Source organism: Serratia sp. Sp408 (assembly GCF_057180665.1).
In genome coordinates this window covers 1-23,735 of record NZ_JBXUFT010000014.1, presented here as the reverse complement: position 1 = coordinate 23,735, position 23,735 = coordinate 1, and the positions used below count along the sequence as shown (strand labels likewise).

20 protein-coding genes and 1 pseudogene are annotated in these 23,735 nt (G+C 55.9%); 7 read left to right on the top strand and 14 right to left on the bottom strand.

From position 1 onward, the window contains the following. Window positions 1-188 precede the first annotated feature (188 nt). The 5 genes from AC2AXP_RS22455 to AC2AXP_RS22435 all read right to left on the bottom strand — a co-directional run bounded on the left by AC2AXP_RS22455 (window position 189) and on the right by AC2AXP_RS22435 (window position 7,349). Window positions 189-326, bottom strand: a complete 138-nt coding sequence (locus AC2AXP_RS22455) for an HNH endonuclease (RefSeq protein WP_227745740.1) — start codon at window positions 324-326, stop codon at window positions 189-191. Window positions 327-837: 511 nt separating this feature from the next. Then, the gene (locus tag AC2AXP_RS22450) at window positions 838-1,590 is read right to left on the bottom strand and encodes a macro domain-containing protein (protein ID WP_484381976.1); all 753 of its coding nucleotides are present in this window, start codon (window positions 1,588-1,590) and stop codon (window positions 838-840) included. Next, the gene (locus tag AC2AXP_RS22445; protein WP_484381975.1) at window positions 1,580-5,839 is read right to left on the bottom strand and encodes an RHS repeat-associated core domain-containing protein; all 4,260 of its coding nucleotides are present in this window, start codon (window positions 5,837-5,839) and stop codon (window positions 1,580-1,582) included. The genes AC2AXP_RS22450 and AC2AXP_RS22445 overlap by 11 nt, the downstream gene beginning before the upstream one ends. Before the next feature lie 12 nt (window positions 5,840-5,851). Further along, on the bottom strand, window positions 5,852-6,304 hold the full coding sequence (locus AC2AXP_RS22440; RefSeq protein ID WP_004955756.1) for a DcrB-related protein: 453 nt from the start codon (window positions 6,302-6,304) through the stop codon (window positions 5,852-5,854). A gap of 250 nt (window positions 6,305-6,554) precedes the next feature. Further along, window positions 6,555-7,349 (bottom strand): HNH endonuclease, encoded by a 795-nt coding sequence (locus AC2AXP_RS22435; protein ID WP_273870512.1) that lies wholly within the window; start codon window positions 7,347-7,349, stop codon window positions 6,555-6,557. A gap of 393 nt (window positions 7,350-7,742) precedes the next feature. Here AC2AXP_RS22435 and AC2AXP_RS22430 point away from each other — a divergent pair, with 393 nt between their 5' ends. Beyond that, entirely contained in the window at window positions 7,743-8,033 is a 291-nt protein-coding gene (locus tag AC2AXP_RS22430) for a hypothetical protein (protein WP_198773224.1), read from the top strand. Between the two features lie 492 nt (window positions 8,034-8,525). On the opposite strand, the gene fbpC is transcribed toward AC2AXP_RS22430, so the two are convergent. The 6 genes from fbpC to AC2AXP_RS22400 all read right to left on the bottom strand — a co-directional run bounded on the left by fbpC (window position 8,526) and on the right by AC2AXP_RS22400 (window position 16,327). Next, on the bottom strand, window positions 8,526-9,572 hold the full coding sequence (fbpC, locus tag AC2AXP_RS22425; protein ID WP_004955760.1) for a ferric ABC transporter ATP-binding protein: 1,047 nt from the start codon (window positions 9,570-9,572) through the stop codon (window positions 8,526-8,528). A 4-nt stretch (window positions 9,573-9,576) separates the two neighbouring features. Next, entirely contained in the window at window positions 9,577-11,655 is a 2,079-nt protein-coding gene (locus AC2AXP_RS22420) for an ABC transporter permease (protein WP_004955762.1), read from the bottom strand. Between the two features lie 72 nt (window positions 11,656-11,727). Beyond that, a complete protein-coding gene (locus AC2AXP_RS22415; RefSeq protein ID WP_004955764.1) occupies window positions 11,728-12,759 on the bottom strand; it encodes an ABC transporter substrate-binding protein in 1,032 nt (343 codons plus the stop codon). A 4-nt stretch (window positions 12,760-12,763) separates the two neighbouring features. Then, window positions 12,764-14,071, bottom strand: coding sequence for an MFS transporter family glucose-6-phosphate receptor UhpC (uhpC, locus tag AC2AXP_RS22410; protein ID WP_004955766.1), 1,308 nt, complete (start codon window positions 14,069-14,071; stop codon window positions 12,764-12,766). Window positions 14,072-14,156: 85 nt separating this feature from the next. Further along, window positions 14,157-15,698, bottom strand: coding sequence for an MASE1 domain-containing sensor histidine kinase (locus AC2AXP_RS22405; protein ID WP_004955768.1), 1,542 nt, complete (start codon window positions 15,696-15,698; stop codon window positions 14,157-14,159). After that, entirely contained in the window at window positions 15,698-16,327 is a 630-nt protein-coding gene (locus AC2AXP_RS22400) for a response regulator transcription factor (protein WP_004955770.1), read from the bottom strand. The genes AC2AXP_RS22405 and AC2AXP_RS22400 overlap by 1 nt, the downstream gene beginning before the upstream one ends. A gap of 405 nt (window positions 16,328-16,732) precedes the next feature. Here AC2AXP_RS22400 and tnaC point away from each other — a divergent pair, with 405 nt between their 5' ends. The 4 genes from tnaC to AC2AXP_RS22380 all read left to right on the top strand — a co-directional run bounded on the left by tnaC (window position 16,733) and on the right by AC2AXP_RS22380 (window position 19,979). Further along, window positions 16,733-16,828: a tryptophanase leader peptide gene (gene tnaC, locus AC2AXP_RS22395; protein WP_071586633.1), complete on the top strand. Its 96-nt coding sequence runs from the start codon at window positions 16,733-16,735 to the stop codon at window positions 16,826-16,828. 124 nt (window positions 16,829-16,952) lie between these two features. Further along, window positions 16,953-18,341: a tryptophanase gene (gene tnaA / locus AC2AXP_RS22390; RefSeq protein WP_004955771.1), complete on the top strand. Its 1,389-nt coding sequence runs from the start codon at window positions 16,953-16,955 to the stop codon at window positions 18,339-18,341. Window positions 18,342-18,730: 389 nt separating this feature from the next. Then, window positions 18,731-18,988 carry a YjhX family toxin gene (locus AC2AXP_RS22385; protein WP_004955772.1) on the top strand — a complete coding sequence of 86 codons (258 nt, stop codon included), beginning with the start codon at window positions 18,731-18,733 and terminating at the stop codon, window positions 18,986-18,988. A gap of 244 nt (window positions 18,989-19,232) precedes the next feature. Next, entirely contained in the window at window positions 19,233-19,979 is a 747-nt protein-coding gene (locus AC2AXP_RS22380) for an SAM-dependent methyltransferase (protein ID WP_484381974.1), read from the top strand. Window positions 19,980-20,153: 174 nt separating this feature from the next. Here AC2AXP_RS22380 and AC2AXP_RS22375 read toward each other — a convergent pair whose 3' ends face one another. After that, window positions 20,154-21,644: an alanine/glycine:cation symporter family protein gene (locus AC2AXP_RS22375; protein ID WP_273870532.1), complete on the bottom strand. Its 1,491-nt coding sequence runs from the start codon at window positions 21,642-21,644 to the stop codon at window positions 20,154-20,156. Between the two features lie 445 nt (window positions 21,645-22,089). Further along, on the bottom strand, window positions 22,090-22,698 hold the full coding sequence (locus AC2AXP_RS22370; protein ID WP_484381973.1) for a DUF1062 domain-containing protein: 609 nt from the start codon (window positions 22,696-22,698) through the stop codon (window positions 22,090-22,092). 295 nt (window positions 22,699-22,993) lie between these two features. On the opposite strand from AC2AXP_RS22370, the gene AC2AXP_RS22365 reads away from it, so the two are divergent. Both AC2AXP_RS22365 and AC2AXP_RS22360 read left to right on the top strand, forming a co-directional pair. After that, window positions 22,994-23,248, top strand: coding sequence for a zinc ribbon domain-containing protein (locus tag AC2AXP_RS22365; protein WP_198773218.1), 255 nt, complete (start codon window positions 22,994-22,996; stop codon window positions 23,246-23,248). A 167-nt stretch (window positions 23,249-23,415) separates the two neighbouring features. After that, a pseudogene (locus tag AC2AXP_RS22360) lies at window positions 23,416-23,514 on the top strand (putative zinc ribbon protein); the annotation flags it as partial. 124 nt (window positions 23,515-23,638) lie between these two features. On the opposite strand, the gene AC2AXP_RS22355 reads toward AC2AXP_RS22360, so the two are convergent. Beyond that, window positions 23,639-23,735: IS3 family transposase (locus AC2AXP_RS22355; protein WP_071890408.1), on the bottom strand; the 97-nt coding region annotated here is incomplete at its 5' end.

The window sequence follows — 23,735 nt, the reverse complement described above, 5'->3', positions numbered from 1 at the left end:
CGCGGAATTCAGGTGTATGTTGCTTGCGTGGCTTTTTAGTGGTTGATGCTGGTTTTGTCATGTGAGTCACCTCTTGCTTGAGAGTTTACTCACTTAGTCGCGTGTCCACTATTGCTGGGTAAGATCAAATCCTTATAAATAGAGAGTAACCCTTTGAAGCCATCAATTGTTTTCATATCATCATCCTATTAACGACAATCTGTACCACCACCCCATTTTTTCCGTCCCCCGGACCCATCAGGGTGATAAATTTTGTGGTAAGACCGGTGGTCATTATAGTCAACCAAGCTTAACCCACCTGGTCTATTTTCATGGTGCCAAGTCATGTCAGGTGGAGAATACTTACTAAACTTTCCTTTGGCATTAGGTTGCACAGGCTCAACCAAACCAGGATACTTCGTTTTCATTTCCCTTTTAAAATCAGGGTCTACCTGCAGCCGATTATAAACAGATTAATTATCACGACTAACGCACTCTTTATCAGCATGGTATCTACCCTTGGGCCTGACATATCTTTTGGAAAAACATAGTTTATATTAATCACGGAAAACTTACCTTTATTAATCCCAAAAACAGCCATCCACAGCATCGGATTCAGTTCACGCACGCACAAATTCTAACCTCATGAAATACTATCAAATTTGGGCAGGTGAAGCGTACTCCCCGTCTGTAGTAAAATAATAGATATATTCCATCTGTGTTATTAGGTCATTACTTCATGGAATAATGATAAACATCTCGATATTATCAATACCTATAGGAATAACATAAAAGTATAAGCCAGTCGTTAGTGACTGGCTTATACTAAAAAATAACTATTGAATTCATTATCATATACTACAACCTTAAAATATCACACTTTATTTTATTTCTTGCTATTTTATTTTTGATAATTTTTTCAATAACATTCCAATCACCACCACCAAGCCCAGCGCCAATCATAGGCAGTTGTATACTTAATCTTTTTTCTAGAGCAAAGTCAGCAACAAGTGACAAACATTTCTCAAGATGCTCATAGGAAATATACTGCGTACTGTCTTTGTAATTTCTTTTAATCCCATTTTGGGCAAGCATATTTGCTACGAAAACATTCTCAACCTCGTCTACAACAACGAACTGAACATTACCTAGAGCAAAAGACTTATCGTCATTAACCCAATCCTGGTACATTTTCTTTACCACTGGATAGCGCTTTGATAGAGCAACAACAAATCCCTTCCCCCATTTCCCCATGTTATTTACAATATGAATAATCAAACGAGATGAAGAAATAGGAATGGTTGCATCACCAGTTTGATAACTGATGTAAGAGTTCACAACGGAATCGGAAAGAGTTTTATCCCATTCATATTCGAACTGCATCTCATCTATAACTTCTGATTCCTGTAAATCAAGCTCGTTTTTTTTACCATCATACAACAGATAACCAACATTTTCGTCCCAATCCTCTAGCGAAGAAGATGAATACATAATACCATTAAAAATGGTAATTTGCCGAGTCGCTACTTCACCATAAAACTCAGTAATAACCGTCCCTTCGCCTTGAGGAAGTTCACATTTACTTAGGTAATAACTCTTATCAATTTCCACAACTTTTCCCGCTCTTAACTATTCGATTAGAGATATCCAGATTACCATTATTAGCAATCCTGAAAGTATTTTTCCTTGGTTCAGAAACATCGAGACCCGTCACATCAATTTCCACGTAATGGGAAATACTGTTAATCTTTCTGGAGTCGCCATAGAGGTTATTTGCCACTTGACCCAATGATAATTTTCCTGTGCCAGCTGCATCTTTTAATGTTCGGCCACCGATCTGTTCAGGTCTAATATCAGTCAGATATTGCCCATCCCCGAAACGAGCATGTATAGGTCCAGAAGAAGCCCTGAGTTCACCACTTTCCAATATCCCTGCCAAGCCATCCCCAGTAGTGTAATGTATTAATGTGTCAGGGGTTAACCCCAACGGATCCACCCACCCATACGGATTCGGCGCATACTGATACAGGTTCAGCCCGCCCTGCAATCCGATCGGATCTTGCGTGGTGAAACGCCCCACTTCCGGCTCATAGTAGCGGAACAAATTATAGTGCAATCCGCTTTCGTTATCCTGGTACTGCCCGGCATAACGCAGCGGTTGATGGTAAACCGGTCCGGTGCGTTTGGCTGCACCGGCCACCGTCTGGCCGGTCAGTTTGCCGAAGGTGTCGTACTGCCCGGACCAACGTAACTGGCCGTCGGCGTCGGTCACTTCCAGCGGCGCGCTGTTGAGATCGGTGTGCAACCAGTAAATATCCGCCTGGCGGCCACTGCCGGCCTGTTCGATCGCCGCCAGCGGCGTCCACGGGCTGGCCGGGTCGTAACTCCAGGTGCGGCGCGTGCCGTCGTCGCGCTGTTCTTGCAACAGCCGGTAGCCCTGCCACAGGAAGCGCGTACTGACCATCGGTTTGCCTTTCAGCTGTACCTGTTTGCGACTACGGCGACCGAGCGCATCATAGTGGTAGTGCGCGACAAATTCGCCTTCCGGCCCGCGCCCCTGGGCATGAATCAGACGGTTATCGGCGTCGTAGCGGTAATGTTGTTCATACAGCCCGTTGCGGCGGCTGACAAGGTTGCCCCAGGCGTCGTAACGGTAGAATAATTGCTGCCACTGCGGCAGTCGGTTGTTGCTGACCGCCGCCAGCGGCAAATGACTTTCCACCTCGCTATGCGGGCTTTTCTCGCCCAGCAGGTTGTCGGCGGCGTCATACACCAGCCGCAGACCCCGCTTGCCGAGATTTTTCTCGCGATGTTGCAGCAGCCGCCCTTCGGCGTCATAGCCGTAATGGATATCGCCACGCAGGGCATCGCTGACGCCCTCCAGCTCACCACGGCCGGTATAGTGAAACACTCGCCATAGCGCACCGTCTTCCGGCTTGACGATTTGCCCGTGCAGGAAGCCGCTGCTTTGCCAACGGCGACGCCCCAATGCGTCATACTGGCGCTGTTGCTGTAACGCGCCCTGCGTGCGGCCGGTTTCCCGGTGCAGGCGGTCGCGGGTAAATTCGCTCACCAGTTGCTGGTTGTACTTCACCGCGCTGGCGTGGCCAGAGCCGTAATACAGCCATTGCAACCGGTCGCCCTGCGGCAGCGTCAGCGCCTGCAGATTGGCCAGCGCATCCCACTGATATTGCAGTTCGCCGTTAATCCCCTGTTCGGTTAGCAGATTGCCCGCCGCGTCGTATTGCAGCCGCACGCTGTCGGCGGCGATACCCAGCGCTACGCCGGCGGCGGTAGGGGTGCGCGTCAGTGCATTCAGGCGGCCGACAGCGTCATACTGGTATTGCCATTCCGCGCTGTCGTTGCCGCGCCACACCAGTTGACCCGCCTCGTCGAAACGAAAGCGCTCATACCGCTGCGCCAGTTCGCCAGAACGGGTTTGCCCGCTGGTTTCACTGCGCTCATGCAGCAGTCCGGCGGCGTCGTAATGGTAATTGTGATGCAGACCGTCTGGCCGCTGTTCTGCCAGCAAGCGCCCGCTAGCGTCATAGCTGAACTGGTAGTCACCGCCGTTACCGTTTTCTAGCCGCATCAGCCAGCCGCGTGGGCTGTAGTGATACTGACGCGTACGGTTGATGCGATCGGTGATGCTGACCGGCAGACCCAGCGAGTTATAACGCCAGCGGGTTTCGCTGCCGAGCGGATCCCGGTGGCTCGCCAACTGCCCCTGCGCATTCCAGTCAAACTGCTCTTCGCTGCCGTCCGGATGAAGCAGGGTTTGCAGGCGACCGGCGGCGTCCCAACGGTATCGCGTCAGGTTGCCCTCGGCGTCGGTGCGCGCGGTCAGTTGCCCCATCGCATCATAGGCATACGCGGTTACGCTGCCAGAACAGTCGGTGTAACGCGTCAGCAGTCCCTGGCCGTTCCAGGCCAGTTGCACCACGCCGCCCAGCGCATCGGTAATGCGCGACGGCAGGCTCTCCTCATCGTCCGGATAGTGGTACAACGTGGTGTTTTCCAGCACGTCGAGGCTTTTGGTCAGGCGCCCCTGTGTGTCCCAATGCTGACATTCGCGGCTGCCATCCGGATAGGTGATGGAGAACAGGCGACCACTGTTGCGTGAATATTGATAGGTGGTGGTGCGCCCCAACGGATCGGTTTCGCTCAGTAGGCGGCCGTAGCTGTCCCACTCGCTTTGCCGTTGCGCGCCGCCCGGCAGCACCACGCTGCACAGCTCGCCGCGCGCGTAGATAAAGCCGTACTGACGCCCGTCGAAATCGGTGAACTGCGCCACGTTGTCGTCGTCATCCAACTGCCAGACCGCCTGCTTGCCGTCGTCGCGCAGCGCGCTGCGGCGGCCACCGGCAAAATCGTAACTGAAGTCCAGCTGTTCGCCGGCGTTGTTGCGGTAGGCCACCACGCGCGGCAAATGATCAAGCTCCTGCCAGCGGTATTCGTTCAGCAGCCCGGCAGCGTCCTGATGGCTGACCATCAACCCGTCATGCCAGCCAAAGCGCCGTGTGATTTCGCCGGCGCGATTGGTGACGCCAATCAGTTGCCCCTGTTGGTCGTAGTCGTAGCTGACCAACGTCACGTCGCCGTCTGGCGTATGCAACAACACCGCGCTCAGGCGGGCCAGCCCGTTGGCGGTGGTGAGATAGCGGCAGCTCAGGCGTTGCCCGGCGCTGTCCACCAGCTCGCTCAGTTGGCCGCTGTCGTTATAAAACAGTGACGTGGTGTTACCGATGGCATCGGTGAGCATGCTCAGGCGGCTCGGCTGTTCGCCGTCCAGACGTGGGTAGTGATAGCTTTGTTCACCGACGTCAAACAGCTGCCAACTGCCGTCCCAGTTATGCATCAACCAGCATTTTTCGGCTTCGCAGTAGGTTTTGTGGCCAAGCGGTACCATCGGGAACGACACGTAATCACCGGACGGCGCGCGCCACACCAGGCCGTCCTGATAGGGTTGCAGACTGCTTTCCCAGAACAGGCTCCAGCCACGGCCGAGCACGCTGTCTGCCGGATTGCCGCTGCGCCAGTAGCGCTGCCAGGCCACCGGCAGGCGTGACGGCAGCACGAAGTCCAGCTCATCGTCACCGTCGAGAAACTTCTGGCCGCTGACCACGTCGACCGGGCGGGCGATGATACCGGCAGCCGCGGTAGCGGTCATCAGCGTGCCGGCACGGCAGGCAACTCGCCCCAGCTTGTTGATGCCCGGCGCTTTGCTGAGCATGCGGCCAATGGCGCCCAGCTTGCTGGCCGCACCGCCAACGCCGCCGACCAGGCCGGCAAACAGCAGCGTCAGGTCAGAGACCTTGTACAACCAGTCAGGCACTTCGGGTTTGATCGGTAAAGTGGTGGCGGTGCCACCGCCAATAGTGACGTTGGGCGAACCTTCCATCACCGTGGCGTCGCAGTTGGTTTTATCGCCAACGCGCGAGGCCGGGAAGTCGTTGATGAATACCTTGTCCGAGCCTTGCGCCATCTGCATGCTAGGGCCGTCATCCGCACAGGTGACCTGGCTGAGGGTAGCAATCGCCGCCGGTTTGCCATTGATGAACACATTGGGGGAACCGGTCAGTATGGTGCCTTTCGGCGTCAGACTGCCGGCCCCGGCATCGGCAATGCCGTCGCGGGCCGCAGTGGCCGCCTCCCCGGCGAGATACCCCACCGCCAGACTGGCGCCAATCAGCAACACGCCAACGCCAACGCAGGACGCGGCCAGCCCGGCGACAAACAGCGCACCGGCAGCCACCGCTCCCGCCGCCGCAATCAAGCCGCCGACGATAGTGCCGCCAATCATACCGGCCAAGGCGTGGGAATGGCCGATGGCGTCACCGACGCGTGCCGCTTCACTCATGACAAATTCCTTTTATGCCCGATCGGCCACGTTGGCAGCCGGCTGATAACTGTCCAATACCTGTTGCAACAGCGCCTCGTCCTGCGGTGCCAGCTTGCGTGGCTGCGCCAGGGTGAACACCAGTACCTGCCCCTGCTCCAGCGCAAACACCGCCTGACGCTGCCAAATGCGTTTACCGTCGCGCAGATAACTGGCGTGCACGCTTTCCCCCGGCAGACGCGAGTTACCCAAAGCCACCGGCTCACGCCCCTTCAGCACCCAGCCCTTCAGGCTGTGGGATAACGTCTCGAGCTGGCGCGTGATGTAGTCCGCCAGCGTTTCGTCCGGCTGCAACGCATCACGGGAAATATTCAACGAGGGGGAAGCATCATCACCGGCCAACAGCACGTTGACGGTACGATCGCTATAACCTTCCGGCAACGTCACACTGCCTTCGGTGAAGGTGCAACGAGAAAAATCAGGCATCACGCAGGGTCCTTTTGCTAAACAGGATGCCAAGAATGACATAAGCCGGCGGTGATGGAAATATCGGTAAGGGATAGTTATGAGTGGGATCGGCAACTGGGCTAGCGAGCGATACGCTGCGCCGCCCCAACGGAGGGGAAAAACCGTCGATTATGCCGCCAGGCAGCGCCTGCCTATCGATACTCCGCACAGAGGGGATGTTGGCAAACAACGCCGCAGGGCGACATCCCGCAATCGGCAGCAATAATGATTATTTTTGCTGTTGAATCATTGCCTTTAGTTCGTCGATGGTCAGCGTTTTGTTCTTTTTACGGTGGATAATGCTATGGCAATTGGCACACACCGGTACCAGATCGGTGGCGGGATCCACCTCTTTTTGACCGCCAAATTCAGAAACGGGCACGATATGATGAATATGAATAAACCCTTCCGCATATTCACCGTAATAGGCCTTAAAGTTGAAACCACAGGCGCAGCAGGTCACGCCATGCAATTTCAGCGCTGCACGCCGTAGCTGCGGGTCACGTTCATACTTGGTGGTGTAATAGCTGATTTTCCCGCCTTCTTGATAGCTAACGGACTCAAGGTTGGGATCAACGTCGGGATCCTCTATCGCTGTAACGGCAATCGGGGCCAGCTGTACCTGCGACACGATGGTGTGGAAGATGTCCTGCGTGATAGGCCGGACGCCATCGCGCCAATAATTGGACTGGCGGTTAGCCGGTATCGCTTCATAGTACCCGGTCGCCGTTTTGGCGAGCAGCGGTTGAGTAAAGGGTTGGAAATCCTTCACCATGGCGTAGAGTTCGCCCCTTTTTGCCTGCGGATCGGGATAGACGTTGGCAATAGTCGCCACCGCGAAGTAATGCGGATCGTCAGACAGGCGCTGCTCGCGGAACCGCTTATCTTTCAGCCGGCCTTTGTAGTAAACCACGCGGGTACCCGGTGTAAGCATCTTGGCGTAACGCTTGGGGAAATGGTATTCCTCTCCCGGTTTGTCATCCCACTTCGACTCATCCATTTCAGCAATCACGGTATACAACATACGCTACTCACGTCAGAACATAACTTGACTGAATATATCGCAATGGATTGATTTTTAAAATTAATATTAATGCACTAACGTTGGGATCGTGATTCCATAAATGACAACAACTTACTGTAAATGCGAGCAGCCTATTGGCACCGAAATAGTGTGCGCTAAGGTAACCGTGCTGCGGCAAAATCCGCGCTCAGGATTGGAACCCTGATCCCCTTTATGACTGAAAATACTTGTCTTTTTTCAGTGCCTGCGTACACACTCAGTTCGGTGGCTCAGGCAGGGCAACCGCAAGGTTGGCCGGTAGCTAAGGGGCCGGAGTTCCAAACCTGTCTGGGCCACCACCCAAGTTTGGAACCTGGGGTGGTGAAGTCGACCTTACCTTTAGGAACTTCTTTAATGAACGACTCTCATCAAGATACATTACCCTCCTCCATCACCCTATTCTGCCGTCTGGTTAGCACCTTTGATCTGTCTGCGTTATCCGATATCGATCTCGCCGATCTCAACGCGCTGAGCGCCGGCGGCATTGAAGGCCTCTGCCATGGCTTGCTATTTATTAGTGACTCATTGGAGCAGGAAGTTATTTATCCGCCTGAAAGTGTGCAGCAGCTAAGCGCATTTTTAAACGCCAGCGCGCACCTGATTCCAGCATTGGCCATGCTCGGTGATAAGGCGCTGATTCAGTGAGGGGAGATGCATTAATCATGTTGTTTATGATGCAGAGCCTGGGTAACCAGGCTCTAGAACATCATCAGCTAGCTGAGAAAAACCAATAACATTGCATTCGGCAAAGACTTTTCCGCAGGTAAGTTTTCAACGCGATAAACCCCCGTGGAGATTTGTCACTTTAAAACACGCCATAAATGCCCACCCGTAAACATCCTGAGAGCTGTTTCGCTCCTCAATAGGCACAAAATCCAGCCTCATGTTATAGGCATGGTTTTCTTTAACACCGTAGTCGCCATGGGTAACGCAGATCCCCTCTGACAGCATTTGTTTACTCCCGCCACAAGCTTTTCCTCCGCTCCGGTGGTGATGTACAGCCGGTCCGGCACCTCTTTTTCTTTTGATGGCGGATAGACGCAGCTGTCACCGTGACGTTTTGCCGTCGCACTGATAGGAATATCCGGCGCGTAGCGCTGATATCCAACGCCCCTTCCGCAAAGGAAGGGGCGCAGACTACGCGGCATCCACCAGCATAAACATGCCATAAGGATGGATTTCGAGGTAATAGCTTTCGCCAACGTCCGGTTGCAGGCGCGTGGCGTTAACCTGCAGCAGAATTTCCTGCCCGTGCCAGTCAACGCTCACCTCATATTGCGGGCCCATATAGGCGACGTGGCGAATGGTGCAGCGCTGGCTGTCTTCGCCATGCTGGCTGAGGGTAATCGCCTCTGGCCTGACGCCGACGCTGCCGGCTCCCCGTGCCGTAAAATGGGCCGGGCGCGGCAGGCGATAACCATAAATTTCTACCAACTCCTGGCTAATATTGGCCGGGAACAGGTTGGCGTCGCCCATAAAGCTGGCCATAAAGCGCGATGCCGGCTGGCGATAAAGCGCCTGCGGGGAGCCGATCTGCATAATCTCGCCTTTGTTCATCACCAGCACGGTATCCGACACCGCGAACGCTTCGCTCTGATCGTGAGTGACATACAACGAGGTGATGTTGAACTGCTTTTGCAGCGCCCGGATCTTCTCGCGCATGCTGCGCCGCAGGTTGGCGTCGAGGTTGCTCAGCGGTTCGTCAAACAGCAACACCTTCGGTTTCAGGATCAGCGCGCGGGCCAGCGCCACTCGCTGCTGCTGGCCACCGGAGATCTGATCCACGTAACGATCCTCAAAGCCGTCCAGATCGACCATCGCCAGCGCTTCTTTCACCCGCGTTTTGATTTCGCTACGGGCGACGCCCAGCATCTTCAGGCCATAGCCGACGTTGTCCCCCAGCGACATATGCGGGAACAGGGCATAAGACTGGAACACCATGCAGATGTCACGCTGCTGGATAGAACGCTCCGTCACGTCTTCGCCGTCGATAATGATTTGCCCGGCGCTGGGTTTTTCCAGCCCGGCCACCAGTCGCAGCACGGTAGTTTTGCCGCAACCGGACGGGCCAAGCAGCGTGACCATTTGCCCTTGCGGGATGGCGAGGTTGATATTGTCGATAACCGTGTTATCGCCAAAGCGCTTGGCGACGTTGCGCAGTTCCACGAAATGTTTTTCAGTCATAATATTACGCCTGTTGTTTGGCTTTTGAACGGGAGGTTCGCGCCTCGCCGATCAGCCAGTCAAAGAGGAAAATAATCGCCAGCATCACCACAATCAGGATCGAGCCATAGGCAATCGCCACGCCGTATTCGCCGTCTTCTACCCGGTTGAGGATATAGGCCGTCGCCACGCGGGTGTCCGGCGTGACCAGGAACACAATGGCGCTAACGGTGGTAATGGCGCGGACAAAGCTGTAGATCAGCGCCGACAAAATGGCCGGGCGCAGCAGTGGCAACAGAATATGCGTGATGGTGCGCAGCGATCCGGCGCGCAGGCTTAACGAGGCTTCGTCGAGCGACTTGTCGATCTGCCCAAGCCCGGCGATCCCGGCGCGGATGCCAACCGGTACGTTACGCATTACCATCGATATAATGACGATCGCCGCCGTGCCGGTGAGGTACACCGGGGCGCTGTTGAACGCCAGGATATAAGACACGCCAGCTACGGTGCCCGGAACGGCGAAGCACAGCATGGTACTGAACTCGATGGTCTTTTTGCCCCTGAACTGCTGGCGAACCACCACCCAGGCGATCAGCAGTCCGAACAGCGCGGTGATTGGCGCAGCAATGCCGGCATACAACAGCGTATCGAGTAGCGAAGGCCATGCGCCGTCGCTCATACCCTGGCCGAACAGCTTGATAAAGTTATCCAGCGTCAGGGTGTAATCCACTCCCCAGTTCACCGTGAAACTGCCATAGAAAATACTGCCGTACAGCAAGGCGTTGAAGACGATCCAGACGCCAAGAATGGCGATCACGCTCCACACCAGCGTTACCGGCAGCGGCTGCACGTCGCCACGGTAGGATTTGCCGGATACGGTGACGTAGGATCGTTTGCCAATCCACATGTACTGCACGCAGAACACCAGCAGTGAGAACAGCAGCAGGAAGGCGCCAAGGGTGCTGGCTGCCTGATAATCCAGCTGCGAGCCGGTGATGTAGAAGTAGATTTGCGTTGCCAGTACGTCATAGTTGCCGCCCAGCACCAGCGGATTACTGAAGTCGGCCAGCGATTGCACCACCACGATCAGGAAGGCGTTGGCCAGAGCCGGTTTCAGCAGTTGTACAAACACGCCGTTAAAGGTCTGCCAGCGACTGGCGCGCAGGGTATACGACGCCTCCTCCAGCGACGGATGAATGGTCTTTATTGCGCCGTCGAGGATCATGAACGCCATCGGCGTAAACGCCAGTACCTGCGCCAACCAGATGCCGGTAAAGCCATACAGCCAGTTGGTGTTGTCAAGGCCGAACCAGCTCACCATCAGCTCGGTAACGTAACCGGAACGCCCCATCATCAGCGTGACGCCGAGCCCGACGACAAACGGCGGGGTGACAATCGGCAGAATGGAAAAAATGCGGCCGATAATCGCGCTGCGCTTGGCGATGCGGGTGGTGTAAATCGCCAGCACCAGGCCAAAAAAGGTGCAGCCGATGCCAACCGCAATCGACAGCATGATCGAGTTGAGGATCACCTGGACGATATGCGCCTGCGACAGCACGTTGAGAAACGCCAACGGTGCAAACTCGCCGCTTTCACTGGTGAACATCGGGATGAAAATCGCCACGCTGGGCCAAACGATAAAGATGCCGATCAGTGCGATGATGGCGATCAGCGAAGCGATAACAAAGCGGTCGCCGCCCAGCCATTCAAGACGGGTCAGCGCCAGCGTCATGATGGCGGCCAAAACCACCAGCAGTACGATGGCGGCATAGCCGAGGCCACGCTCGACAACGGTGGCGCTAATGACGATAAACGCCATGCACAGCAGCGCCCAGCCGGCGTCAAGGTAATGCCGGGCGCGCCGTTCGCGTTGCGCCGGCTGGAACGGGCGGATCAGCAGCAGGCTCGGCAACAGGTACCATAAGATGCTGACGTTCAGCTGCGACCAGCCATACGAAGCCAGCAGTTCGTCAGCGGTGGACTCCATCAGGCCATAGTCCAGGCTCCAGCTCGGCAGCAGAACAAACGCCGCCCAGCCGAGTAACAGCCAAAGGAAGACCGCATCCCGCTGTGGTGCGGGATGGAGAGTAAGTGTCTGTGACATAAGCGTACCGATTCTGAGTAGGCCCGGCCGCAGCCGGGCAAAAGGTGGCGCGACTAACGCCGGATCGTGGGCTTATTTACCCATCTTCACGTCGTTTACCCATTTGTTGATCAACGCTTTACGCATGTCCGTCGAACCGTATTTATCCATGTCGTAATCGATCAGCTTCAGCCCGTCGAGCTTCAGCGAGTTGGGTGAGGTCGTTGCCGTGGTGTTGGTGAGGATCTGGTAAGACTTGCCTTTTTGCCAGGACAGCTCCTGCGCCTGTTTTGACAGCACCCAGTCGACAAACAGTTTGGCGTTTTCGCTGTTGCGCGCGCCCTTGAGAATGCTTACGCCGCCAATCTCATAGCCGGTGCCTTCGCACGGCGAGATCAGCTCCAGCGGCGCGCCCTGCTCTTTTTCCAGCGAATAGTCATGCAGGAAGCCGATGCCAATCGCCGTTTCACCGCGCGCAGCGTTGCGCGCCGGGGCAATGCCGGACTTGGTGTATTGCGATACGTTGGCATTGAGCTGTTTCAGGTAATCAAACGCCCGCTCTTCGCCCCACAGCTGCACAAAGGTGGCTAACGCGGTATAGGCGGTGCCGGAGCTTTGCGGGTCGGCAATCTGGATTTCGCCCTTATATTCGGCCTTGGTCAGATCCTGCCAGCACTGCGGCACCGGCAGGTTCTTTTCCTTCAGGCGTTGCGTGTTGACGCCAAAGCCGAGAATGCCGACGTACACCGCAGAGGTGTAGTTGCCTTTAACCTTGGCCGGATCGCGGAACTGCTCCATGATCTGGGGCAGCAGCGGTGATTGATACGGTTGCAACAACCCCATTTCCCCGGCCTGGGACTGCGGATCCAGCGTACCGCCGTACCAGACATCCGCCTGCGGGTTTTTCTTTTCGGCGTCGACCTTGGCCAGCGTGCTGCCGGAGCCGTTACGGATAAAGGCGGTTTTCACCTGATACTTTTCGCTGAACGCTTTGGTTTCGACTTCGCACATTTCGTTGGTGGCGCTGCAATAGACCACCAGTCGGCCTTTGGCCTGTGCGCTGCCGGTCAACGCCGCCAGCGCGATACCGGAGGCAATCAGGGTAGAGAGGAGCGTAGTTTTCATTATTTTATCCTTGGTGTGTTAGATAACTGCGAGAAGCGGTAACGCCCGCCATCAGCAATGGCATTAATAACAACCCCATCAATACGGCAGCCACGGACAGCAGACTGAACATGCCCGACCAACCGTAATGTTCGATAACCAGTGACAGTGGCCACCCGGCCAGCGCCGCCCCCAGGTAGGCAAACAGGCCGAGAAAACCGGTAATCGAGCCCGCCGCCTGTTTGTGGCCGCACTCGACGGCAGCCAGACCAATCAGCATCTGCGGGCCGAAGACAAAAAAACCGACGCTGAAGAAGCACATCGTCAGCAACGCATAGTGATGCACCGGCGCCAGCCACAGCGCGGCCACGGAAATAATCAGGCCGAAGGTGAACAGCAATATCATCGGCGCGCGCTGGCCGCTGAACAGCAAATCGGCTCCCCAACCGGCAAACAGCGCTCCGAGCAGGCCGCCAACTTCAAACAGCATCACGGTGGCGTTGGCGCTCAGCAGATTGACGCCATGGGTTTCACTGAGCCAGATGTTGCCCCAGTCGTTGAGCGCAATGCGGATCAGATACACCAGCACATAGGACGCGCCGAGCAGCCAGATCAGCGGGTTCTGTAACATGGTGCTACGCAGCATCTGCCATAGCGCCATCGGCGGGCTGGCCGCCACCTGCCGCAGTTCAAGCGGATCGTTGCGCCACTCGCCGACCGGCGGCAGCCCCTCCTCCTGCGGCGTACCGCTCAGCCGGGTGATCAGCCACAGCCCCAACAGCACGCTGACAATCCCCGGCGTCAACATCGCCGCCTGCCAACCCCACCACTGGGCGGCAAAGGCGCAAATCAGCGGGACGATCGCCCCGCCAATGTTGATCGAGGTATTCCAGCACCCCCACCAGAAGCCGCGCTCATTGCGCGAATACCAATGAGTCAGCAAGCGAGCACAGGGTGGCCACCCCCATCCCTGGAAGAAACCGTTCAGCGTCCAGATGGTCAACAGCATCAGCAGTGAATCGCCAAAGGCAAACAGCAGATTCAGCATCCCGGTCGCCAACAGGCCAATACCCATAAACGCCCGCTGCCCGTGGCTGTCATGCCAGAGCCCGGCGACGAACTTTGACAAGCCGTAACTGAGGTAGAACAGCGAACCGAGCAGCCCGATGTCGCTTTTGCTCAGCCCTAAATCCAGTTGCAGCGCCGGCAGCACGTAATTGACGCTTTTGCGCGTCAGATAAAACGCCGCATAGCCGATCACCATGTACAGCAGCAAGCGCGGTCGCTGCGCCCGATAGCGTTGGGTAACCTGTTCAGCAGACAATGCGTGCATGGCGCTCTCCGTTTAAAACGACTCTATGAAACTGCGGGTAAAAAGGGATGAGACAAAGTCTGGCGCGACTAAGACTTTTTCCTGGTTAACGTGGGGTTTGTTGCAAAACTGTGGGCAAGTTAACAATTACGCGCGTGCCGCGCTGCGACGCCAGCGTCAGCTCGCCGCCGAGGGCATGGACGCGTTCACGCATCCCCTGAATACCGAAACCGGGCATGTTCTGCGTGCTGATGCCAACGCCGTCGTCGTTCACCTCCAGATGCAAAAACGCCTCCTGCTGGCACAGCACGATGTTCACCGCGCTGGCGTTAGCGTGCTTGCTGACGTTATTCAGCAGCTCTTGCAGCAGCCGATAAAGGGTAAGCACCAGCGTGTCGTTTTGTGGCGGTGCTGGCAGCCGGTAGTCAAAATGGCAGCGAATGCCGCGTTCGGCGAAGGCAAACTCGCCCACCAGATGGCGCAGCGCATCCTCAAAGGAGAGTTGATCCAGCACCGGCGGGCGCAGTTGGCGCAGCAGTTGGCGGGTGGAATGATGAATGCGCCGTGCCAGTTCGTTGATTTGGCCGGCGGCGTCGATGGATTGCGGGCTGCTGGCGGTGCGCTTAATCAGCTGCGACTGAATCTGAATGGCGGTGATGTTCTGGCCGATCTCGTCATGCAGTTCGCGAGCCAGCTGCTTGCGGGTGTCTTCTTCGGTGTGGATCAGCTGTTCCGTCAGCGCCCGGCGCGCCTGCAACTCCCCTTCCAGCCGATGGCGATAATGATCCAGATTCAGCGCCAGATGTTGCTGACGGCTGATGGCGATCCCCAGGCCGATACCCAACAGCGACTGGGTGGCCAGGAAGATCTCCAACTCCAGCAGATCGCTGAACCCGACGCCGATTTGCCGGGCAACGGTGATGGTGATACTGCCCAACAGGCCGGAGAGCACCCCGCCCTGCCAGCCGAACTTCCACGCCATGATCACATTGGGTAAAAACACCACGATTAACAACAGGCGTTCCAGCGCCGGCGACAGCGCCATCTGGGTGGCGATGCCGATGATAAAGAACAGGCTGCACCAGATCAGCAGCGACGCGCGCAGCGGCGGGTTACTGGTGTCCAGACCGAGTAAATGGTAGCGGTGCTGTTGGCGTAAAAACTCAAACATCAGGTAGACAAAGGGCGTCAGCAGTACGCCGCCGGTAAACGACGCCAAGGCCAATAGCGTCAGCGAACTGGACAGCCACGGCGCCAGCAGCGCGGTCTGCAACAGGGCATTTGCCGTCACCGCCATCAGCAGCAGCGACAGCCGTTGCCAATACAGCGGGAAACGGTGCCAATAACGCTGCGCCGCAAACGCCGGCAGCAGAGCCAGCGGCGGCGAGAGCAGCATGACGCTAGCGCTCAGCAACTGTTCATGATACAGCCAGATCATCATGCCCAACGGCGGCAGCAGCAGCGCCGGCCAGAAGCGACGCGACAGCAAAATCAGCATCGCCAGATACACGCCCTGCGGCAGAAACAGCGCCGCCTGCTGCCCGTTGTCGGTCAGATAAAAGCTGAGCGTCCACAGCATCAGCCAGCCGGTGCCCCAGGCGAACAGAATGAACAGCGACAGCAGCATATGCCGCAAACGACGCGTCATTAATGCCCCGCCAGCAACTGGTGTTGCAACGCAAAATGCACCAGTTCGATGGTGCTGCTGCACTGCAGTTTGCCAAGCACGTTAGCGCGGTGGACGTGGACCGTTTTGTGGCTAAGTTCGAGCTGATAGGCAATTCCCTTGACGCTTTCGCCCTTGACCAGCAGATAAAACACTTCTCGCTCACGCGGGGTCAGCGCCGCCAGCACGTTGGCATCCTGCTGACCGCCACGCAGCGCCTTGACCGCGTCGGCGCACAGATAATGGCCCCCCAGTCCGACCGAGCGCACCGCCTGCACCAGCTCCTCGGGGCCGCAGCGTTTGGTCAGGTAGCCGCTGGCACCGCTATCGAGGGCGCTTTGCACGAACGCCGGGGTATCGTAAATACTGAGGATAATGGCGCGAAACGCCGGCCGCTGTTGGCGCAGACGCTTGAGCAGGCTCAGGCCGTTTTCATCCGGCATCGCCACGTCCAGCACCACCACGTCGATGTCATCGGTGAGCAGCGCAGGCCAGGCCTGCGCCGCAGAGCCGTATTGACCTGCCACCGTGATATCGTGCTCCAGCCCCAACAGTTGGGCAAACCCAGAACGTACAACCACGTGGTCGTCTACCAGAGCCACTTTAATCATTAGCGGATACACCTTGCCTGAAATCACTCCATGATGCCCACTGCGCGCACGCTGGCAATGGCGAAAGGGTGGTTATGCAATGGATGTAACAAAATCGTCATAAATATTGCCGCGCGCACCCAAACGGCGCTTTTCCAACAACATCATGGTCAGCCTGGCGGCGGTTTTGGCCGTATAATCCCCTGCGTTAATTCGGGCTCAAGGCTTACGGGCGATCGGCGTTGGGAATTGGCAACGATAATTAACGCAGGCGCAGGTCATGGGATAATTAATAACAAAATTGCCTTTTATGCCTGTTACCCGATGTATATAAACACCCAGCGTGAAAATTGTGAGCCATCTCTAGGATAAATTTTAAGCATTAGCTATTTTTTAGATTCCCTTTCACACGCAGAGAATCTTGTAATGAACCATAAATCGTTTTATCGGCTCATTGCTGTAGGCGGTCTGTACTCCTGGTACAACCTCGATCCACGCCTCTCTAACGACTTCCCTCGCTAATTCTTCGCGCTGTTCCCTATCTGATTAAAATTAACTGAACGCTGCGTTCGGTGGTTATTTGCTGCGCCTTCGATAAGGGGCAAATAACCGCTGCGCTGCGTGGGAAGCTATTGGAGAATATAAGATGAAGCGTATTCCTGAGCCGTTCCGCATTAAAATGGTCGAAAATATCCGCATGACCACCTACGACGATCGCGTGAAAGCCTTGGCCGAGGCAGGTTACAACCCGTTTCTGCTGAAAAGTGAGGATGTGTATATCGATCTGCTGACCGATTCCGGTACCGGCGCGATGAGCGACCGCCAGTGGTCCGGGATGATGGTCGGTGATGAAGCTTATGCCGGCTCACGCAACTATTATCATTTGTGCGACGCCGTGCAAGAGCTGATTGGCTATCCGTATACCATTCCCACCCACCAGGGGCGCGGTGCGGAGCAGATCCTGTTCCCGAGCCTGATTGCCCGCCGTAACGCGGCGCAGCCGGTGTTTATTTCCAACTTCCATTTTGACACCACCGCGGCCCACGTCGAAATGAACGGTGCCAAGGCCATTAATGTGGTGACGCCAAAAGCCTTTGACACCACCTCCTGGGACGACTGGAAAGGCAACTTTGATATCGACCAGTTGAACGCCACCATCGCCGAATACGGCGCGGAAAACGTGGTGGCCATCGTCACCACCGTGACCTGCAACAGCACCGGCGGCCAGCCCGTTTCCATCGCCAATATGCGCGAGGTGTATCAGATTGCCCAGCGCAACAACATTCCGGTGGTGATCGACTCCGCCCGCTTCTGCGAGAACGCCTGGTTTATCAAGCAGCGCGAACCGGGTTACGCCGATAAATCGGTTAAACAGATCGTCCGCGAGATGTACCAGTATGGCGATATGCTTACCATGTCGGCAAAGAAAGATGCGATGGTCAACATTGGCGGCTTGTGCTGCTTCCGCGCTGACGAACAGCTGTTTAACGAGGTGCGTATCCGCTGCGTGCCGATGGAAGGGTTTGTCACCTACGGTGGCCTGGCGGGACGCGATATGGCAGCGCTGGCTATCGGCCTGGAAGAGGGCACCAACGAAGAGTTCCTCGCCTACCGCATTAACCAGGTGGAATACCTCGGTGAACGCCTGCGTGCCGGCGGCATCCCGATTCAGTATCCGACCGGCGGCCACGCGGTGTTTGTCGACGCAAAATTGCTGCTGCCGCATATTGCGCCGGAAGCGTTCCCTGCGCAGGCGCTGAACAATGAGCTGTATCTGGAAGCGGGGATCCGCAGCGTGGAAATCGGCTCGCTGTTACTTGGCCGCGATCCACAAACCGGCAAGCAAAAGCCGTCGCAGATGGAACTGCTGCGTCTGACCATCCCGCGCCGCGTATACACCAACGATCATATGGACTATATCGCCGATGCGCTGATTGCGGTCAAAGCGCGCGCCTCCAGCCTTAAAGGACTGACCTTCACCTATGAACCACCGGTATTGCGCCACTTTGTGGCACAGCTGAAACCCCTGCCATAAGCCCGGCCATCGCGCTCCACTCAGCGGAGCGCGATGTTACGCTACCCCGCATCGCTGTTGGGGGCCACTGGAGATGCTGGCCTGCGTCCGATCCGCCACCTCAACGCCTACGCAATGCGAGCACCGCTGACCGCGCTAAGGCGGGCGGAACTCCAATCGCGATCACATTTTTCCGATTAACCTATACCCATATCAATATCAGGTGTTATCATTCACCCCGTAAATACCTATCAACTCATACCGAGGCTTTGATGCTGGAGAATGTAATCATCCGATAATCAGCTTACCGACCTTATCAGGCCGGACTGATTATCAATGCGCTGAAATCGAATGCGGACACCGCTGTGTGTTTGCACGTTTTGCACATGATGATTAACAGGTTTTCCAGTATGAACATATCCCGTCAGGAACAACGTACCTTACACGTTCTCGCCAAAGGTGGACGTATTGCGCACGTCCGCGATGCTTCAGGCCGCGTCACCGCCGTTGAATGCTACAGCCGCGAAGGGCTGCTGCTCAGCGACTGCACGCTCGCCGTCTTCAAAAAACTCAAAACCAAAAAACTGATCAAGTCCGTCAAGGGACAACCTTACCGCATCAACGCCATTGGGCTGAGCAACGTTCGCGCCCAGTTGGATAACCGCTAAGGAGAGGATGATGACTATCAGCCCCCGTCTTTCTGCTGCCCATCCCCGGCCAGCCGCCGGCATCCCCGCCAGGGACGCGCTAGCGCTGCCGTATCGCCGGGCCAGCCGCTGCCGAGCCGTGAGTGAACCGGCGCCGTCATACCGGAGGGCCGTGGCAACCCTGGCGGCAGCCGGGCGGAACAAAATGGCTCGCCCTGGCGTGAGCAGCACCCTGATTAAACAACGCAACAAAAGGAATTAACCTATGGATATCCCACGTATTTTTACCATTAGCGAAAGCGAACACCGCATCCATAATCCGTTCACGCCCGAGAAGTACGCCACCCTTGGACGCGTGTTACGCATGGAGCCGGGCTGGCGCATTCTCGATCTCGGCAGCGGCTCGGGCGAAATGCTCTGCACCTGGGCACGCGATTATGGCATCACCGGTGTCGGTATCGACATGAGCCAGTTATTCAGCCAACAGGCAAAAATGCGCGCGCAGCAGCTCGGCGTCAGCGATCGGGTTAACTTTATCCATAACGATGCCGCAGGCTACGTCGCCGAAGAAAAATGCGACGTGGCGGCCTGCGTCGGTGCCAGCTGGATCGCTGGCGGCGTCGCCGGCACGCTGGAACTGCTGAACCGCAGCCTGAAACCAGGCGGGATACTGCTTCTCGGGGAACCCTACTGGCGCCAGTTCCCCCCGTCTGAAAACGTGGCCCAACAGTGCGGCGCCACTTCGCTGGCCGATTTTCTTTCGCTGCCAGAGCTGGTCGGCTACTTTGACCAACTTGGTTATGACGTTGTGGAAATGGTACTGGCGGATCAGGAAGGCTGGGACAGGTACGAGGCGGCCAAGTGGCTGACCATGCGCCGCTGGTTGCAGCAACATCCTGACGATCGGGAAGTGGATGAAATCCGGGCACATCTGACCGACTGGCCAAAACGCCACGTGATGTATACCCGTGAATATGTAGGATGGGGCGTATTTGCACTGATGGCGCGCTAATCGGCAAGCGTGGTGCTCCGTCGCCGCGCTGCCGTTTGAATCAGATTGATTTATATTGACGGAGAAAACCAGTAGCCTCCTGTCGGGGGCTACGTCAACAAAAAACCGGCCGCAGCCGGTTTGAATACCTTGTACGCGACCTCATCAGCGCCCAGCGCCGGCGAGGAGCCGCTGTCAGCCAAGCCCCGCTTTGCCGTCAATCTTGCCGGTGGCCTCTTGGATCCGGTTTACCTCGGCGCGATTTTCTACCCAATAGTCGGCCCGCTTGATACCGAGTTTTTCTGGGTGAAACACCGGGTCAACCCCTTCGGCCAACTGCTTTTCGTAGTCCTTCAGACAGCTGAAGGCGGTATTGCGCAGCAGCAAGATGGCAACGATGTTCAGCCAGGCCATCAGCCCCACGCCAATATCCCCCAGACCCCACGCCAGATCGGCGGTCTTCACCGTGCCGTACACCGCAGAAGCCATCAGACCGATCTTCAGTACGAAGGTCAGCCATGGGCGGTGGATCTTGCGGTTGAGGTAGGCGATATTGGTTTCGGCAATGTAGTAGTAGGCAACGATGGTGGTGAAGGCGAAGAAGAACAGCGCAATGGCGACAAAGTAACTGCCGAAGCCAGGCATCATGCTTTCCATCGCGGTTTGCACATAGCCAGGACCGGCGGCAATGCCGGCTATCCCGGTGTACAGTGCGGCACCGTCCGGCCCCTGCACGTTATACAACCCGGTAATCAGCAACATGAAGCCGGTAGCAGAACAGACGAACAGCGTGTCGATATACACCGAGAACGCCTGCACCAGCCCCTGCTTGGCCGGGTGACTGACCGCCGCGGCAGAAGACGCATGCGGGCCGGTACCCTGAGCCGCTTCGTTGGAGTAAACGCCGCGCTTGACCCCCCACATAATCGCCAGCCCGAGGATCGCGCCAAACCCGGCGTCGAGACCAAACGCGCTTTTCCACACCAGCAGGATAACGCCCGGCAGTTGATCGATATTGAGTGCCACAATCACGCAGGCGACGATGATATAACCCAGCGCCATAAACGGCACCACGGTACCGGCAAAGTTGGCAATGCGCTTAACCCCGCCGAAGATGATGAACCCCAGCAGCATCGCCAGCAGCGCGGCCGTCACGTTCGGGCTGATGCCAAACGCAATGTCCAGACTGGCACCGATCGAGTTGGCCTGCACGCCCGGCAGCAGCACCCCACAGGAGAAGATGGTGACGATGGCAAAAATCCAGGCGTACCACTTCATGCCGAGACCTTTCTCGATATAGAACGCCGGACCGCCGCGGTATTCGCCATCAAGCTTTTCTTTATAAACCTGACCCAATGTCGATTCCACAAACGCCGAGCTGGCGCCGAGGAAGGCCACCATCCACATCCAGAACAACGCCCCCGGACCACCGAAGGTGATCGCGGTGGCGACCCCGGCGATGTTGCCAGTCCCGACCCGCCCAGCCAGCGTCATGGACAACGCCTGGAAGGACGACACCCCGGCGTCGTTACCCTTACCCTGAAATATCAGGCTTACCATCTCCTTCAGGTGTCGTAGCTGCAAAAAGCGGCTGCGCAGAGAAAAGTACAGGCCGGTTCCCAAACACAGGTAGATGAGCGCCTGGCTCCAAATCACGCCGTTGACGGCATTGACAAATTCATTCATGCAATCCAACCCCTTCGTTGATGCCCTGATCAGTGCGCAGTGGACCTGCCTGACTCCGGGCTACTGCCTATATGCGCCGTCTAGCGTGAGAGTTAACTTACGTGGATCACTTTAGTTACATATCGCAACTAATTTCACACATATTTAACCTGTCGTAAAGCCCTGACAATCGCAAGTACAACAGCAAGCCTGTGGGGCGCTTAGCAAATTTGAAATTTGGTTGGGGGTTGGTTTACCGCTGGGGTTGGGTTGGGTTGGGTTGGGTCGATATGTATTCTGGCAGCGAGCAGCCAATACCAGTCACACGATAGTTTTATCGCCCTCTCTGTGACGGTTCACAACTCAGCACCGGAGCAGTAGAAGCTCCCCCTTCCTTGGTATATCCGTTATGCTGTTGAACGGCTGCCATACTGGCGTTTATTACCTCAGGGTGAGCTGCTGATTTTTACCGACGCGTCAGCACGATCCTGCGCCGGGTATACAACGTTTCCATAGACAGCTGAAACTTATATTCCGCGGCCTGTAACTTTCGTGATTTAAGCATGTTGATGGTGAGACCTCGTATTTGCCCTGACTCCATCCGTTTTTTGATTTCGCTAGCGCTCAGCATAAGCTGCTTCTTCAAAATCGACAGCAGGCTGACCTGAAAAGAACGGGAAACCCTGACGCTTACGCTGACCCGCCAGCGGCTGGTAATGCTGACCAGCCAGCGCTCCTGAACCTGAAAATCAGGCCGCCCCGCCAGCTCGGCGTTGTTTCGCTTCAGCGTCACTTTGTCATAGGCAAAATGTTGAACCGTGGCGGCATCATTGGCCATCAGCCGGCGATAAAGTTCACGGTCAATTTTACTGACCGGCAGGCGCGAAAACAGCGAGATGTTCCAGGTGTAATCGCAGTGTGTGCATTTATAGATACTCCACACATCCAGCCGTTTTTTTTGCGAATTCACCCGAAATGCCCCCGAAGGCGTGAACTCCCGTTTTACGCTGCATGAAGGACAGCGTTTCGCAATGCGCTGATACCCCACGGGCGTAACAGTCCATGTAACTTTCATAACTTACCTTTTTTAACCCATACCAAACCGGATCCGTACTGAGCGGACCATGGATGTTTATGTATGAAAAATATTTAAGGGATATTTTTCAGTGGGTTAAAAAAAGATTTCCAACGCTACAATCCTGTCGACGACCAAAGAGATACGCCGAGACTAGCAAAGCGGCAATTATCGGGTATATGAGTTCGATCAATATTCATGATAGTTCCAGCAGAATCTATTGATCTGACACGCTAAACGTCACGCATTCATTCTGTATATTTGGTAGACAATCAAACGACAGAAGGAGCGTTTTATGACACAGCACGAACGGTTTTGTCAGGCCTGCGGGATGCCGATGTCCGCACCTGATGCGCAAGGAGCCAGCGATAAATATTGCGCTTACTGCAGCGATGGCAACGGCAATCTGAAATCCTGGGATGAGGCCGTTTCCGGTCTGGCGGGTTTCCTTGATTCCTGGCAAAAGGTCGGCGAAGTAGAGGCGCGCAAGCGGGCAAAACGCTACCTGACGGCGATGCCCGCCTGGGCGCATAAAGCGGAGAACCCCTAAGCACAACCCTGTTATCTTAAAATGTGATCCTACCCACGTAATGTGGGTAGGATCACAATGGTCAGTACCATTGTCCTTATGTCAGTCCTGAAGCGGATGAGGCACACCTCGCTAAACGTCTGTAACGCTTTCTCCCCGATGCCACTCCCTAGGTTACTAAAGCCGACTGGCACTGCACACAATGTGCTACCGATTACCATGGTGAACGTTACTGCCTGATTTGTCGTACTGGAAACTTCAGCCGTCCAACAACTGTGGCAGCATGAAAATGCTGAGGTTTTTTCTTTCCGCCAATCTTTAAACCATTCAGTGGAAACCACACGCAGTTGTCAATGTTAGGCTGTGGCCGGCGATATTCCGTGATCCTACCCACGTAATGTGGACACGGCCCTAAGCGAGGTTTTGGTTTTCAAACTGTTCCGGGCTAAGACCGCCACAGGCACTGTGACGACGCCAGCGATTGTAATCGCACTCGATATAATTAAAC